Origin of the sequence: Altererythrobacter ishigakiensis, from assembly GCF_001663155.1 — a bacterium.
Classification (GTDB): Bacteria; Pseudomonadota; Alphaproteobacteria; order Sphingomonadales; family Sphingomonadaceae; genus Erythrobacter; species Erythrobacter ishigakiensis.
Genome location: NZ_CP015963.1, coordinates 58,384 through 73,271 on the forward strand (window position 1 = coordinate 58,384; position 14,888 = coordinate 73,271).

Annotated in this window: 14 protein-coding genes; 2 read left to right on the forward strand and 12 right to left on the reverse strand. The window is 57.1% G+C overall.

Features of this window, described 5'->3' with window-relative positions:
• Positions 1 to 10: 10 nt before the first annotated feature.
• The 11 genes from virB11 to A6F69_RS00375 all read right to left on the reverse strand — a co-directional run bounded on the left by virB11 (position 11) and on the right by A6F69_RS00375 (position 10,854).
• Complete coding sequence (virB11, locus tag A6F69_RS00325) at positions 11 to 1,012, reverse strand: P-type DNA transfer ATPase VirB11 (RefSeq protein ID WP_067596432.1); 1,002 nt, start codon at positions 1,010 to 1,012, stop codon at positions 11 to 13.
• Positions 1,013 to 1,015: 3 nt separating this feature from the next.
• On the reverse strand, positions 1,016 to 2,089 hold the full coding sequence (locus A6F69_RS00330) for a TrbI/VirB10 family protein (RefSeq protein WP_067596433.1): 1,074 nt from the start codon (positions 2,087 to 2,089) through the stop codon (positions 1,016 to 1,018).
• Positions 2,089 to 2,898: a TrbG/VirB9 family P-type conjugative transfer protein gene (locus A6F69_RS00335; RefSeq protein ID WP_067596434.1), complete on the reverse strand. Its 810-nt coding sequence runs from the start codon at positions 2,896 to 2,898 to the stop codon at positions 2,089 to 2,091. Before A6F69_RS00335 ends, A6F69_RS00330 begins: the two co-directional genes overlap by 1 nt.
• Complete coding sequence (locus A6F69_RS00340; protein WP_067596435.1) at positions 2,895 to 4,079, reverse strand: TrbL/VirB6 family protein; 1,185 nt, start codon at positions 4,077 to 4,079, stop codon at positions 2,895 to 2,897. The genes A6F69_RS00335 and A6F69_RS00340 overlap by 4 nt, the downstream gene beginning before the upstream one ends.
• Positions 4,079 to 6,502 carry a VirB4 family type IV secretion/conjugal transfer ATPase gene (locus A6F69_RS00345; protein ID WP_067596436.1) on the reverse strand — a complete coding sequence of 808 codons (2,424 nt, stop codon included), beginning with the start codon at positions 6,500 to 6,502 and terminating at the stop codon, positions 4,079 to 4,081. Before A6F69_RS00345 ends, A6F69_RS00340 begins: the two co-directional genes overlap by 1 nt.
• Before the next feature lie 18 nt (positions 6,503 to 6,520).
• Entirely contained in the window at positions 6,521 to 6,805 is a 285-nt protein-coding gene (locus A6F69_RS00350) for a VirB3 family type IV secretion system protein (protein WP_067596437.1), read from the reverse strand.
• Between the two features lie 8 nt (positions 6,806 to 6,813).
• Positions 6,814 to 7,119 (reverse strand): TrbC/VirB2 family type IV secretion system protein, encoded by a 306-nt coding sequence (locus A6F69_RS00355; RefSeq protein ID WP_067596438.1) that lies wholly within the window; start codon positions 7,117 to 7,119, stop codon positions 6,814 to 6,816.
• The gene (locus A6F69_RS00360) at positions 7,120 to 7,791 is read right to left on the reverse strand and encodes a lytic transglycosylase domain-containing protein (protein ID WP_083984613.1); all 672 of its coding nucleotides are present in this window, start codon (positions 7,789 to 7,791) and stop codon (positions 7,120 to 7,122) included.
• Between the two features lie 128 nt (positions 7,792 to 7,919).
• A complete protein-coding gene (locus A6F69_RS00365; RefSeq protein ID WP_067596439.1) occupies positions 7,920 to 8,951 on the reverse strand; it encodes an aldo/keto reductase in 1,032 nt (343 codons plus the stop codon).
• A 10-nt stretch (positions 8,952 to 8,961) separates the two neighbouring features.
• The gene (locus tag A6F69_RS00370) at positions 8,962 to 9,699 is read right to left on the reverse strand and encodes an SDR family NAD(P)-dependent oxidoreductase (protein WP_067596440.1); all 738 of its coding nucleotides are present in this window, start codon (positions 9,697 to 9,699) and stop codon (positions 8,962 to 8,964) included.
• Between the two features lie 12 nt (positions 9,700 to 9,711).
• Positions 9,712 to 10,854: an acyl-CoA dehydrogenase family protein gene (locus A6F69_RS00375; RefSeq protein WP_067596441.1), complete on the reverse strand. Its 1,143-nt coding sequence runs from the start codon at positions 10,852 to 10,854 to the stop codon at positions 9,712 to 9,714.
• Positions 10,855 to 11,037: 183 nt separating this feature from the next.
• On the opposite strand from A6F69_RS00375, the gene A6F69_RS00380 reads away from it, so the two are divergent.
• Together A6F69_RS00380 and A6F69_RS00385 are read left to right on the forward strand one after the other, a co-directional pair.
• Positions 11,038 to 11,274, forward strand: coding sequence for a hypothetical protein (locus A6F69_RS00380; RefSeq protein ID WP_067596442.1), 237 nt, complete (start codon positions 11,038 to 11,040; stop codon positions 11,272 to 11,274).
• Between the two features lie 71 nt (positions 11,275 to 11,345).
• Positions 11,346 to 11,858, forward strand: coding sequence for a flavin reductase family protein (locus A6F69_RS00385; protein ID WP_067602096.1), 513 nt, complete (start codon positions 11,346 to 11,348; stop codon positions 11,856 to 11,858).
• 103 nt (positions 11,859 to 11,961) lie between these two features.
• Here the strand turns inward: A6F69_RS00385 and A6F69_RS00390 are convergent, their stop codons facing one another.
• Entirely contained in the window at positions 11,962 to 14,853 is a 2,892-nt protein-coding gene (locus tag A6F69_RS00390) for a TonB-dependent receptor (protein ID WP_067596443.1), read from the reverse strand.
• Positions 14,854 to 14,888: the final 35 nt, after the last annotated feature.

Here is a 14,888-nt window from a genome sequence, read left to right on the forward strand (position 1 = left end):
GTCGAAAAATTCAGAGTAGCGTCGCGCTTTCTGCAATTTCGGTTATCCCACGCTTGCCGCTGCCATCGCGCCCAAGTTGAACGATCACGTCGATCACAGAGGCCGCATAAGCAATCGTATCGCTGCGCGTCAGGCCAATCCCAGTTTGCATGACCATCAAAGCCAGTTGCTCAAGCGCGCCGCGTAGACTGTTGGCATGAATCGTCGAGAAGCTACCCGGGTGACCGGTGTTTATCGCGCGAAGGAAGCTGACACTCTCCGCCCCACGCAACTCACCCAGAACGATGCGGTCAGGGCGCAACCGTAACGCTGCTTGCAGCAGTTCGTTGGCGCTTACTTTGGCTTCGCCCAGTTCGCCCTTGACCGCCACCAAGCCTACGCCATTTTCGCCAGGTAGTTTCAACTCTGGCGTATCTTCGACCAAAACCACGCGCTCCTGGCGCGGAATTTCCTGAAGCATGGCATTCAAAAAGGTGGTTTTGCCGGTGCTCGTACCGCCTGAGATCAGGATGGTGCGGCGCTGGCGGATGGCTTCACGCAGATAGGCAATCGGCTCAGCCTGCGGGTCAGGCATTTGCGGTGGCACAGGCTTTGAGAGCGGCCCTGCATCATAGGCATCCAGCGGCAAGTCCAAGCGGCGGTGACGGCGGATCGCCATCGTCCAATGCTTGCGCGCTGCAGGCGGCCCGCAAAACTGGATCCGCGCGCCATCTGGCAGCGTGGCACCCAGCAATGGATGTTCACGGTTGATGCCCTGATGACTAACGCGGGCGACCTGTTCAGCCAGCCGCTGGACCAGCGAATCGTCGATGTCTGGTGTTTCGATGCGCTGCATACCCGGATTGGCAGCATCCTCGATCCATACTTCGCCCGGCTTGTTGACCATAATTTCTGTGACTGTGTCGCGGTCAAGCCATTGGCGCAACGGTGCCAAGTAGGCCTCTAAATAGACGCTGCGCTCGCTTGCTGGAACTGGCGGTTCACTGGTCAAAGGGTGGACTTCAGCGCTCATGTCTCAGTTTCGGACCTGAGAAAAATCAAGATCGCGCGAAGTGAAAACACGAATGGGTTCCCCTTGCCGCACGCGCACTGTGGGGCCGATCTGTCCGTCTTGCTCGATTGCGGCCGCTGCGGCTGAACTTCCTCCGCCAAGCACCACCGACGCGCCGCCTGAGGCAATCGCTGTCAGTCCGTCGACAACCGAAAGCAGCAGCGCGGAGCCGAACCGGCGGAAGAAATTCGAATTAACATCGCCTTCTAACCCGGTCGTACCGTCAAACCCAACGGCGGGCGAAGCGAGATTGACTGATGCGCCGTCCGGGCGGATCAAGCGTGTCCAAATGACAAAGGCGCGCTTCTGGCCGCCTTGCAGCCCTGATTGATATTGCCCGACGAGCCGCGAAGAGCGAGGCACCAGGATACGTGTGCCGTCAAAACTGCGTACATCCTCGCTTACAACCGCCCGGACAAATCCCGGAACATCTGTGTCGATCGCGGTCTCAAGAATCGCAGGGATCAAGGTGCCTTGCGTGACGGTTGTTGAAGGGTTGGTCATTGGCGTTGCTTGCGCAGGTGCGCCGCCCACGCCGCCAATCCGGCTTGCGAATTCCTCCGCCGATGTCCGCGCCGTGGCCGAAGCGGAAGCAGGAGTAGTAACTGCTTCAGCAGCTGCGGCCTCCAGCGGCTGGCCTTGCGCGCTGGCGTCAAAGACCATGGTCGGACTGGAATAGGGATTGGTTGTTGGCGCGGTGACCGCCGCTCCGCTTTCGTCAATTGGTTCCGGCACTATGAACGGTGGCGGGGCTGCTTGCACAGGTTCAGGTTCGGGCACCTCTGCTGGAGCGACCGGCACTTGCGCGGGTTCAGACGACAATACTGGCAGTTCTTCAACTTGAGCCGCAGTCATCGCCCAATAGGCAACCAGCCCCAGTCCGGCCACAATCGCGAAGCCAGCCGTTAGCCCAAGTACATCTGACTTGCCTTGTTGGTGCGCAACAGCCGGATAGGCCGTACGGCTTGCCAGATCGATGATTTCTGCCGATTCCTGATCACGCGGATCATTGTCTGAAGTCTTGCCAGCCAACCGCATCAATTATTCTCCTGCGCTTCAGCTTCAACTCGCGCCAGCGCGGCGTCGTCACGCAATGGCGGCGATGGCCGAACCGGCCCGTTGTTGATCAAAAGAGCGGATTCGTCACCATGCCTTAGCACGATCTGGCGTGGTACCGCCTGAACTACGATTGTCTCACCGCGCACGGTGAAATTCACCGGCCCTTCGGTCCCCTCTGAATCCGTGATCAGAATGGCAGGAACTGCGCGGTCAGATGGCCAGCTAAGGAACGTTGCACGGCCATCATCATAGGCGCGCACCGGGTGCAGGCTGGCATCGCCCCGCTTTTCCCAGGCGAAATTCAAGCTAGCGGGATCCAGTACAGCAAAGGGGTCATTCGCAGCGGCCATCTCACTGGCATTCGCTTCGCGACGCGCCTCCAGTTCAGCAGCGGCAGCTTTGGCCGCCTCCAACTCTGGATAGCGAAAGCTCATGACGTAGACGGGTTGGTTGCGCGGGTTGGCAACCAGATCGAACAGGTACGTCCGCTGGCTTGTAACAACGGTAAGATTGGTCACTGCATTGTCGGCAAGCGGCTTCACGAACAGCAGGTTCGCCCGCTTGTTCGGGGTGACCTGCCAGCTTTGCGAATCCCCGATCGCGACATTCTCGATCACTTCGTCTTCAGCGAACATGATCGTTGCCTGGACGCGTGCCTTGCCATTGATGCGCACGACTTGTGACGGGTTATATTCCAATTCAATCAAGCGCGGGTCGCCAGCAACAGCCGGGGTCGATACCAACGATGCAGTTGCAAGGGCGAGCGCAAATGCGGCTGCGCGGATCATGACAGAGTCTCCGATTTGCGCGCTAAAGCACGCGCTTGCACAGGACGGAACCGGCTTCCGATCCCGTGTGTACGTGATGTGGATTGACCATTGTTCTTTGATGCGGATGCATCACCGCCAGACGTCGCGTAGACGCGGGTTTCACGAACGCGCGATGCACCGCCAGAACTGTTGCCGCCTTCCTTCGAGGCGTTAGTCAAAGTGGCAGCGGCCACATCGACACGGCGCGCGCCAGCGGCTGTTGCTGCGATAGTGGCATTGCGTGCCTCTGCAACGCGAGCGGAAGTCTGTTGAGCAGCACTAAATGCACCAGCGTCTACCGTATCGCTCTGTTGAACCAGACCGAATACCCGCCAGCCAGCCACCATGGTCGCGGCCACTTTGAGCACCATCAGCATCAAAGCCACATGGACTGCACCGATCAGGAAGAATGCCATCGCGGCTTGTGGATCGACTTGCCCCGGTATGGCCACCAGCGCGGACAGCACAGGCACAGCCAGCTCCAGCATGATGGACCCCCCCAGAACAGCAAAGAGAGGGACCAGCGCCAGCATGACGAGACCCTTCAGCCATCCAGTGAAGAGACCGCGCGTGCCATTGAACAAAGCCATCACAACGAACGCGGGCCCGATTGCCACAAGCAACGCCAATGCAATCTTTGATGTCGCCAAAACACCCACTGTGCCCAGCAGCAGCAGAACCGCTCCCAACCACATCAAACCCGGCGGCGAGAATGCTTCAAAGTTCTCCTGACCCTGGCTCGCTTGCTGCACAGCTTCGAATACCACGTCCAGCTTTTGCCCGAATACCAGAGTAGCCGGGCCATCGCTGCCAGTGAGTACTCTGCCTAGCCATTCCGGCCCCCATACAATGATGTTCCAGACGACACCTTGGTAAGCGACCCAGCTTGTCGCAAAGGTAAGAACAAGGCCCAAGGTCATCATGCGCGGAACAAGCGCCCGAACACTCAAGCTTGAGCGGCCAAGCATCAAGCTGATCCCGAAGAAGGCCACGTAGAACGTCAGCAGAATGATAAGGGTTGTTTGCAAAGCGCCACCGGGCGCGAACAAACTGCTGAACATGCCGGCTGCGCCTTGCTGAGCCATGCACTCAACGGCTTGCAAGGCCGCGGCAATGCCGCCACCCATGCCTTCAAGTGCAGTGTCGCAAACACCCGCCATTATTCAGCCGCCTGCCACAGCGGCAATTCGCCGCCTGCATCATTGTCCGCGTGCTCGGGCCAGACACGCCCGGTAAGCGGCGGAAACCAATCTGCCGGACTTTCACCCACGGTTGCGCGCAGCTGATCCAGTTTACGCACGGAGGCTTCGCGGCCAGATAGGATGGTCAGAACTTCCGGAGCGCCAGAGAGATCAAGCCGCACCACAACGCTCGCGTCTGGCTGGCGAACCAGGAAGCAACGGCTGTGTGCCGGAAGCGAGCGGATCAGCGCCAGTTCGTGATCGGTCAGGCCAAAGCCATCGCAATAATCCTCTGCCCGGGCGCGGCTGTTGGGCATGAAGATCATGGTTGCGGTCTGTTCAACCAATGCGGCCGAGATCCGGCTTTCGAGCGCATCGCTTGCGCTCTGAGTGGCAAAACCAACCAGCGCATTTCGCTTCCGCAGTGTCTTCAGCCAATCCCGGATACGCGCGGCGAAGACTTCATCGTCCAGCGCTTTCCAACCTTCATCGATCAGGATCATGGTCGGATCGCCGTCCAGCCGCTCATCGATGCGGTGGAACAGATACATCATCGTGGGTGTGCGCAAGCGCGGGTTCTCAAGGAGCGCGGTCATGTCGAAACCAAGCACGCGGTTCGCAAGATCCAGTTTGTCGCTTGCGTTATCGAACAACCAGGCATGCTCGCCTTCACCGATCCATGCAGATAGCCGGTCTGCGAGGTCGCCGGGCTGCGGCCTGCGCGATCCGGCCAGCAGTTCCTTGAAATGGCGCAAGCGGCGCAGCGAAGGATCATTCTGGTAGGCGGCATCCACTGCAGACGCGATTGTTGCCAGTTCTTCCGGGCCGTTCGCCTCCAGAGTCACGCCTAACCAATCGCGCAAGAAAGCCTTGTTCTCCGCCGTGTCCGGCAGCGCGAGCGGATTGAAGCCGGTTGGTTCACCTGCGCTGATCCGGTCATAGCGCCCGCCAATCCCGCGAATGAACAGCTCTGCACCGCGATCCTTGTCAAACAGGACCGTGCGCGGATTGAATTTCTGCGCCTGTGCAGCGAGGAAGTTCATCACCACGGTCTTTCCAGAGCCGGACGGACCGACGACAGAGAAATTGCCCAGATCACCATTGTGAAAGTTGAAGAAAAACGGCGTAGCGCTGGTAGTTTGTAGCAGCGTGACCGCCTCGCCCCAGTGGTTGCCGCTTGCCTTCCCCAGCGCAAAGCCGTGCATGGAGCCGAAACTCGCCATATTCGCGCTGCTGATCAGCGCGCGGCGCACCACATATTGCTCATTGCCCGGGAATTGAGCCCAGAAACCCGGCTCAAGATTGATATCCTCGCGCACGGCGATTGCGCCAGCATCGGCCAATGCCGCTGCACATGATGCGGTTGCCTCATCAAGCCGGGCCAAATCGCTTTCGCGTACCAGCACGGTCAGGTGATGATCACCGAAGCCAACCGAGCCATTGCCCAACTCGTCACGCGCCGTGAGCATATCAGCGCGCTCCGCAGCTGCCTCTTCATCCACGGCGCGCAGCCGCCGCAGCGCCAAATCAATCCGCTCACGTGCTGTTGTTCGCTCTGCCGGCGCATAGCTCTCAGTCACAATCATCTCGTACGGCTGCCGTAGCAATCCGTCGAGAATTCCCGGCGAAGTCGCATCGGGGTATTCTTTGAGCCCCAGCAGCGCCGCGAAATCCGCTCCTCCAGAGCCGCGTAATTCCATCGCATCCAGACCAAAGCTGACGCGCCGATAGGGCAGCAGCTGGCCTACGTCTGTGTCGTAGTCCGGCTCGCGTACAGGACGCATTTCGCCATTGAAGATGGCCGACAGAAGTTCGAGCATCTCCGAATTGCTGCCCGTTAGCCCTTCATATTCACCGAGTACTTGCGCGCCATAACTTTGCAGCGAAGCAACGAGCCCGGTCACCGCTGCTTTCAAAGTGCGCACATCCTTAAGATCGGCTTCGACTTCGCTGCTGGCCGCGCGGTTGAAGAAACGCGCGGCGCGCTCCGCCAGTCCCGCCTTTCCACGCGCCGGCCGGCGGATCAGCGTAATAAACTGGTCATTGATAAACAGTGAACCACCGGCGAGCCGTTCTTTCCAGCGCGCATCGATATGGCGGCATAGCGGATCATCGAATTCCGCATCCAGCTCCACTTCAACGCGACGCCTGATAATGTGATGATACAGCACGAAGCGCGAATCCAAGGTAGAGCGCAGCACCACCTCACGCGTCGCCGCATGGGCATTCAGGCTGTCTGTGTCCTCCGTCTCGAACAACAGGCCGGGCACCTGGATCGATGACATGACCGATCCATCGCGAAGCAACAGCGTGCTTTCATCGACCATCCGCAGGTACGGCAAACGGTCGCCAGCCTTGGCTTCCTTTGGGCCCCAACCCGCTGTTCCGATCCACTTGCTCATATCAGCTCAAATCCTGCGTCAAGGCGTGTAGCTGTTACAGCCCCAACGCTTGTAATTCTTAACCCGCGGGCATTGTGACACCTTGGTGATCCAAAGGTCGAAAATGCGCGGCTCTCGCAAACACGCAAAGTACCCCACGATGTGCACGACAAAAGGCACGATGACGATCCACAGGCTGCTCAGGATCAGGAAGGCAATCGTCGTAACCATCAGATTGATGATGAAGAAATTCATCGTCACCCCGGCAAACATCTGTGGCCGGGTCAGTGCTCGGTGCACACTATGGCGAACGAGATTGCTCATCGCTTGACCTAAAAGCCTCCGATCGAGGCAACCAGCCGCGGCGCGCCAAAAATGATGAAAACGCCTATGATGACTGTACCGCCATAGCGCCAGTTCATCCTGCCGGTCAGCATCATGAACCCGACACCAGCCACTGCCATCACGGCCAGACTGGTCGCAATCGGGCCAAGCAATATGCCCTGCATCCAAGTCAGTGCTGCCGTGATCGGGTCATCGCTTTGCTGGACATTCTGCGCAAACGCAGCACTGGGCGAAGCGAGCAGAAGCAGCGCTGCAAAGATACGCGCCGAATAGTGGCGGATTGTCGAAATCATTTATGTCGTCCCGTCTTGTCTGTTGCGATGATGCGCCGCCAGACGGCCCATGATCGATTTCACATAGTCCTGTGTTTCACGAATGCGCGGAATGCCGTTCGCGCGCTCGACCCGGCCAGGGCCCGCGTTATAAGCGGCGAGCGCTTTTACCAAATCGCCGTCAAACCGGTTCAGCTGCATACGCAAGTAGCGTGCGCCGCCTTCCAGATTCGCGAGCGGATCGTCCGGATCGACGCCCAGATAGCGCGCCGTTGCAGGCATCAGTTGCGCCAGCCCCCGCGCGCCTTTTGGTGAAATGGACTGATGCCGCCACCGGCTCTCTTGCCAAACCAGCGCCTCCATCAGCGCCGGGCTGAGGTCATAACGCGTGCATACTTCCGCGATGGTCGCGGCATATGACGTTGGCACACCAACTGCGTGCACTTCGGCAAGCATTACCGGTGTTACCGCGATCGCGACTCTGTCAGGAATGACAATCGCCTGTGACGTCTCGTTGGCAACCGGCGCAGAGAGTTTAGGCTGCGTGATCGGTCCGCCGGCTATCCATTGCGCGCCGTCTGATCCGACCTCCATCACATCGGCATGTAAAGGCGAACCTATCGCAAGAGCGCCAAATAGCCCTGCAATAACCGGCCCGCGCGCGGGAAAGAGAATCAGGTTTCGACCTTTCATTGATCCCGAATGCTTAGCTCAAATGACAGTGACGTGACAGAACAGGGTTACCAAGCAAGATAGATTTCTTGCGAAAAAGCGCAAAACATGGGCAAATCAGGCAGGCTAGGCCTCAGAAATAGCTGATTTTAATGATTTACCGGCTTCACCGAAACTTGGTTCATAGGTGGCAACGGCATCCCCATCCCCGTGGGTACTTTTGGCCGGTAGGGAGTTTCCAAAGCCGCAACTTCTTCTTCCGTTAGCTCGATTTCGAGCGCCGCCAACGCAGCATCGATGTGATGTTCCTTGGACGCACCAATTATTGGCGCGGCGGCGACAGGCTTGGTGAAATGCCAAGCTAGCGCGACACTGGCGCGAGAAACCTCGCGTGCATCAGCGATTGTGCCGACCGCATTGATTATGTCTCTGTCAGCCGTATCGTCATCCTTGTAGAGGGCCTTGCCGACACCGTCCGTCTTGCTGCGAACGGTCTCTTCACCATTGGCTCGCGCCAGCCTGCCGCGCGCGAGCGGGCTCCACGGGATCACGCTGACACCCTGATCTTCGCACAGCGGAAGCATTTCACGCTCTTCTTCGCGATAGAGCAGATTGAGCTGGTTCTGCATCGAGATGAACCGGGTCCAGCCATTGGCCCGGGCCACTTCCTGCGCCTTGGCAAACTGCCACGCATACATAGAGGACGCGCCGATATGCAGCACCTTGCCTGACTTCACGATGTCATGCAGCGCTTCCATTGTTTCTTCGATTGGCGTTTCGTCATCCCAACGGTGGATCTGGAACAGATCAACATAATCCATGCCAAGTCGCGTCAAACTATCGTCGATTGCCTGCATGAGGGCCTTACGCGAATTGCCGCCGGCATTAGGCGCCTGTCGCCACGGGAAATAGGCCTTCGTCGCAAGCACGATCTCATCACGTTGGGCCATTTCCTTAAGGAGTTTTCCAGTGATCTCCTCCGACGTTCCGCCTGCGTAAACATTGGCCGTGTCGAAGAAATTTATACCGCATTCCAGAGCCTTGCGGAAGAATGGCCGGCTTTCCTCTTCGTCCAGAAGCCAGTCACCATGCCAACCCTTTGTCGTGTCGCCATAGGTCATACAACCAAGGCAAAGGCGCGAGATTGTCAGTCCCGACGTTCCCAATTTCGTGAACTTCATTATGCTTCCTTTATAGGGACAGGCCGCCATCAACGATCAGCGATTGCCCGGTGATATAGCCAGCCAATGGCGACGCCAGGAACAACGCAGCCCCTGCCATATCGTCAGGCGTGCCCATCCGGCCCAGCGGAATTCGCGCGATCGCGCCAACGCGGCGTTGTTCGTTTTCGGTCGTAATCTTGGTCATCTTTGTGGGTACAAAGCCGGGCGCGATGCCGTTCACACGAATACCGTCTCGCGCCCATGCTTGCGCCAGCGAACCCACCAGACTGGCAGCGCCTGCTTTGCTGGCGCCATAGGCTGGATTGCCGATCATCGCGTGGAATGCCCCGGTCGAGCTGACAATGATGATCGAGCCATCGCGCTTCGCGAGCCCCAAATGAAAGGCTCGCGCACAATCCATGACTGAGTTCAGGTTTACGTCGATAACTGCGTCCCAGCCTTCACGCTCAAACTCGCCGCGTCCGTATCGCACCGCGCCCTGACAAAGGACCAGCACGTCAATGGGGCCCAACTTCGCCGCAAGTACATCTGGCGCGTCACGATCTGTCACATCCAGCTGGTGATAGGTCAGCCCGGTGAAATCACTGTCTTCAGCTTCCAGATAGTCGCCTTCATCAGGCCGCGTGCCCGTAACATGCGCTTCTGCACCCCGCGTCGCAAAACCCCGAGCGATACCGTTGCCGATCCCGCTCGACCCACCAATCACGAGCACGCGTCTGCCAGAAAAGTCGAGCGGATCAGTCATGGTCTAGGCTCCTCAGATCGAACGCGAAATCACTTCCTTCATGATTTCATTGGTTCCGCCAAAAATGCGCGTCACACGCGCATCGCGCCACAGCCGTGCGATGGTATACTCATTCATATAGCCCGCACCACCGTGCAGTTGCAGCGCTGTGTCGCACGCCTCCCATTGCAGATCGGTGTGCCACAGCTTCGCCGCACTTGCTTCGTCAGTCGTCAACTCGCCCGCTAGATGCTTCTTGATCGCCCAATCCAGATGCGCCCAGCCCACTTGCAGCTTCGCCTTGAGATCCGCCAATGTGAACCTGGTATTCTGAAAGTCGAACACGGTTTTGCCAAAGGCCTTGCGGTCCTTGGTGAATTTCACCGCTTCATCGAATGCTCGTTGCGCGGCCGCCTGTGCACCAACGGCGATGCCCAAGCGCTCCTGAGGCAGTTCTTCCATCAAATGAATGAACCCGCGCCCTTCACCGCCTAGGATATTGGTCTTGGGAACGCGGCAGTCGTTGAAGAAAAGCTCCGAGGTATCGGCAGAATGCTGCCCGATCTTGTCGAGGTTGCGCCCGCGCTCGAAGCCCGGAGTGCCTGCGTCGACCAATACCAGCGTGGTACCTTTCGCGCCTTGGCTGGGATCAGTCTTGGCAACTACGATGACACAGTCCGCATTCTGGCCATTGGTGATGTAGGTTTTTGAACCATTGATCACGAGATGATTGCCATCTTCAACCGCGGTCGTGCGAATGCCCTGCAAATCAGAGCCTGCGCCCGGCTCAGTCATGGCGATCGCTGTGATGATATCGCCCGAAACCATGCCCGGAAGATATTTTTGGCGCTGCTCTTCTGTGCCGAGGCGTTCGAAGTAATTCGCGGTGATGTCACTCTGCAATGTGAAGCCGGCGGACGAGCCAAGGTAAGACAGCTCTTCGCACAGCACGCAGTTGAACCCGAAATCGAGCCCCAACCCGCCGTTTTCCTCTTTCACAGTCGGGCATAACAGACCAGCTTCGCCCACCGCTTTCCAAACCTCACGCGGGACGATGCCATCCTCTTCATGCTTGTCGAGATCAGGCTCAAGATGCTGCGCAAAGACCTTGCGGACAGTGTCTCGAAAGGCTTCGTGATCTTCATTATAGGCGGTGCGATAGCTGGTATCGAGCATTCTGCTTCTCTTCCCTTGGTTCAGCGGTCGTTTCGTGGTCCTTGGCGGGGCTTTTCCGAGTTAGTGCCATGCCAGCACAAACCTGACAACGGACTTGGCGATTGTGACAGCCGGCTCGCTACTGGACTCGCCACTGTCATCGGCTAAAAATGGCTTTGGGCGCGCAAATTGGGGGATGAAGAGATGGACCCGCTCGATACCGGCGCATTGGTCGGCTGGAAAATGGACGATCTTGGAAAACGGATGGTGCTGCACTTGCAAACGGCCCACCGCACCGAAGACGAAGATCGGGCAGTGCGCGAGCGTGCAATACTGATTGATCGCAATCAGGCCGTATTACTTGCAAACTACCTTTACGAAATTACCGGTCAGTCCAAGCCGCAAAGGCGCGGCTTCCTGCAATCGCTGTTCGGAAACTAGGGTCACGCCGGCACCGCAAATCAATTCATAGCGGGCTTGCAAAAAGGCGTATGGCTGCGCACATGGTCCGCATGGAAGCGCCCGCATCACCAATTTATCACTCTGGATCGGACAAGCTCACTCTGCGCAGCGCATTGGGATGCTTTGCGACAGGAGTGACAGTGGTAACCGCTCGCACGCCAGATGGGGAACCCGTAGGTCTGACCGCAAACAGCTTTACTTCAGTTAGCCTGGACCCACCCCTGCTGCTCGTTTGCCCGGCTTTGTCCGCTGCAACGACCAAGGTGCTGCTGGATGCCGAACATTTTGCTGTAAATGTTCTGACCCGTGATCAGGTAGAGCTTTCGCACCGGTTTGCGACCAAGGGCACCGATAGATTTGCAAAAACGCAATGCGAGACCTGGCATCACGATGTCCCGATCATCCGCGATGCTCTCGCAAACTTTGAGTGCAAGAGATACTCGGTGGCCGATGGCGGCGACCATGCCATTCTGGTCGGCCAGGTGGAACACGTCCGCTTTGCCGATGAAGGTGATCCGTTACTCTATTTCCGGAGCGAGTATCGCAGTTTGTCCGAAGAATAGAGCCGTCTCAAGTTTTGCCGGACAAACAAAAAAGGGCCGGCACGAAGCCGGCCCTTCCCCCCATTCTGATCCTCAGGGAGAGAGGAATCCCCCCAATAACGGATCAGAAATTCACACCCACGGCCACACCGTAACGGCGCGGATCGAGGGTGAAGATATTGCTGAACAGACCAGAACTGGCGTCCGTCACATAAAGGCCAGTGACTGAGTCACTGTCGAAGATGTTCTGGACGAAGCCGCGCACGAACCAGCGATCTTCAGCCGAATTGAGCTGAATCTGTGCGTTCGCTTGCACGAAGGGTTCAAGCCGGTTGACACTGCCGTTGAAGACATTGCCGTATTGCTCACCAGTCATCGCGATATCGAAACGAGGTACCAGTGTCATGCCGCTATCGAACTCATGGGTATACTGAATACCTGCCGATGCTTTGATCGTGGGTGCCTGAGGCAGCTTGTTGCCTTTGAGGTTCACTTGCACGCCTGGGCTTAGAACCTGAAGACCTGCCGGAGCATTCGCGTCAAGCACACTGCAGATACTGAACGCACCGGTTGAAGCAATGTTACCATCGGCTGGGAACGAGGTTGGGCCTTGCAGTCCAAGACTTCCATTTACAGCCGTTACGAAACCGGCGGTTACTGCCTGCGACGGACCGGTAACGGCACACAGGGCACCATTGGTGATATCCTTGATGATCACCGCATTGGGATCGCCACCACCAGGATCACGCGGATTGGAGAAGAATTGATCACCAGCGACCTCTGCATTGAGGTAGCTGAAGTTCATATTGATCAACCAAGCCGGGTCAGGTCGGATAACGGATTCAAGCTCGACCCCCCAAATATCTGCGTCAATGGTGTCGTTCACCGATGTACGCGCGATAATCCGGCTTAGCTGAAGATCCTTGTACTTGTAAAAGAATGCAGTTGCGTTGAGCTGGAACATCCCATTTGCGAAGGTATTCTTCGAACCGATTTCGAAAGCATCGATCGTCTCGGCTCCAAAGGATTCCGGCACCGCAAAAATCGGTTGCAGAGGCGGATTGATACCCCCCGACTTGTACCCGCGTGAATAGGATGCATAGAGATGGTTGTCCGGCGTGATGGCGTAATCAACAACGAAACGCCCTGTGATTTCATCAAAGCCCACTTCACGGTCAGCAGTCAGCTGGTTGCCTGCGATGCCTGGGTCGGCATCGAAGGTGCCGATAAATGGAGAATCAAATGGGTCACCGTCGTTCGAATACGGGTTGAGGAAACTCGCAAGAGTCGAACGCGCCGATATGGTTTTCTTGTCGTCATTGTAGCGAATACCCGCTGTCACCTTAAGGCGATCCGTCACGTCGAAGTAGCCTTCAGCGAACACGCCGAAGCTCTCAAGTTGGAAGCTACGTGTGTTGTTACGGAAATAGGAGGTACCCAGATATGACGGAGGAAGGCCAGCACCCAGTGCCGTAAACGAACCGAGCACACCAGTGATATAATCGATCGCGAAGGCGTTCACGTAATAGCTGTTTTCCAGAACCTTGGAGTCAGCGTAGATACCACCAAGCAGGAAGTTGAACGGGCCGTCAAAATCGGACGAGACGATAGCCTCAATTGAGTAGCTTTCGTTTTCCTGATTGGACCGGTCAAACTGCGTACCATCTGGCGTACAAACCCGCTGTCCTTCAAACGCACCGCGTCCGTCTAGCAAGGTGTCTGACACGCATAGATTGCCTGACCCATCGAACAAAGCATCGACGATGGGTTGGAAGTAGGCTCCACTACCAGGACCAAAAACACCATCAGCCGCTCCGGCAGCAAAAGCATCGAGCGAGAAGAACGCCGAGAGGGCGTTCGGAATTTCGCCTACACCCAAGTTGTAGTCTTGGCGCGAATCTACACTGGTTTCCTGATAAGTACCGGTCACCCCAAGCTGAATGTTGCCGAAATTATGCTCGAAATGCGCCTGAAGCTGCAATTCATCCGCATAATATTCAGGCGTGAACTGCGTGTTGACCACGCGCACATCATCCGGCTCATCGAAGTTGGCATATGCATCTGGGCCGTAAAGACTGTTCAGACCAAAGTTGGTAGGAATACCATTTACAGCCAGAAACTCAGAAGAACCCAGCGTACCCGTGAACGTCGAGTTCGAGTTGGTCTTGTCGAAATCACGACGCGCATTCAAGCAGCCAAGCACGCCAGTGGGGTCGCGTTGGCATTGCTGCTTCTGGATACGCATGCGATTGTCATCTTCCTCAAAGTAATAAGCCATGAGGTCAATGGTCGTGTCCGGTCCCGGTTCGAAGCGCAAAGAGCCGCGAACTGCATACATCTCGCGGTCATCGATATCGTTGCCATCGAAAAGATTTTCTGTGTAGCCATCGCGCTTCAGATAGAAGCCAGCCACACGCGCACCGATAGCTTCGCCAATCGGCAAATTGACCATGCCCTTGGCTTTCATGCTGTTGAAGTTGCCGTATTCAAATTCTGCGCGTCCAGAGAAGCCGGATAGGTCCGGCTTGGCGCTGACCACGTTGACCACGCCCGAAGTCGCATTGCGGCCAAACAGAGTGCCCTGCGGACCACGCAGAACCTCGATCCGCTCAAGATCGAAATATTCGGTTTCAAACAGGCGCGTTCCGAACAGCGGCGCAGAGTTCAAGTGAATCGCGGTCGCACTGTCACAACTCACACCCACGCACAGGTCGCCGATGCCGCGGATTGTGAAGCTTGATGCAGTAAAGTTGCTTTTGGTGAACGAAACGTTGGGCAGTGTCAGCTGCAAGTCGCTGGCATTTTCGATCTGTTGCGATTCCAGTGCCTCAGCGTCGAACGCACTAACGGCGATTGGAACCTCTTGAAGGCTTTGTGCCTGACGCTGCGCGGTCACAACAATGACCGGACCAGCGCTTTCAAAACCATCGTCTTCTGATTGCGAATCCTGCGCAAACGCAGGCGTGCATATTGTGCCCGCGCAGATGCCAGACAGCAGCAATGCTTTCAATTTCATTGAACCCTCTCCCAAATTCCCCAGTCCGCTTTTGC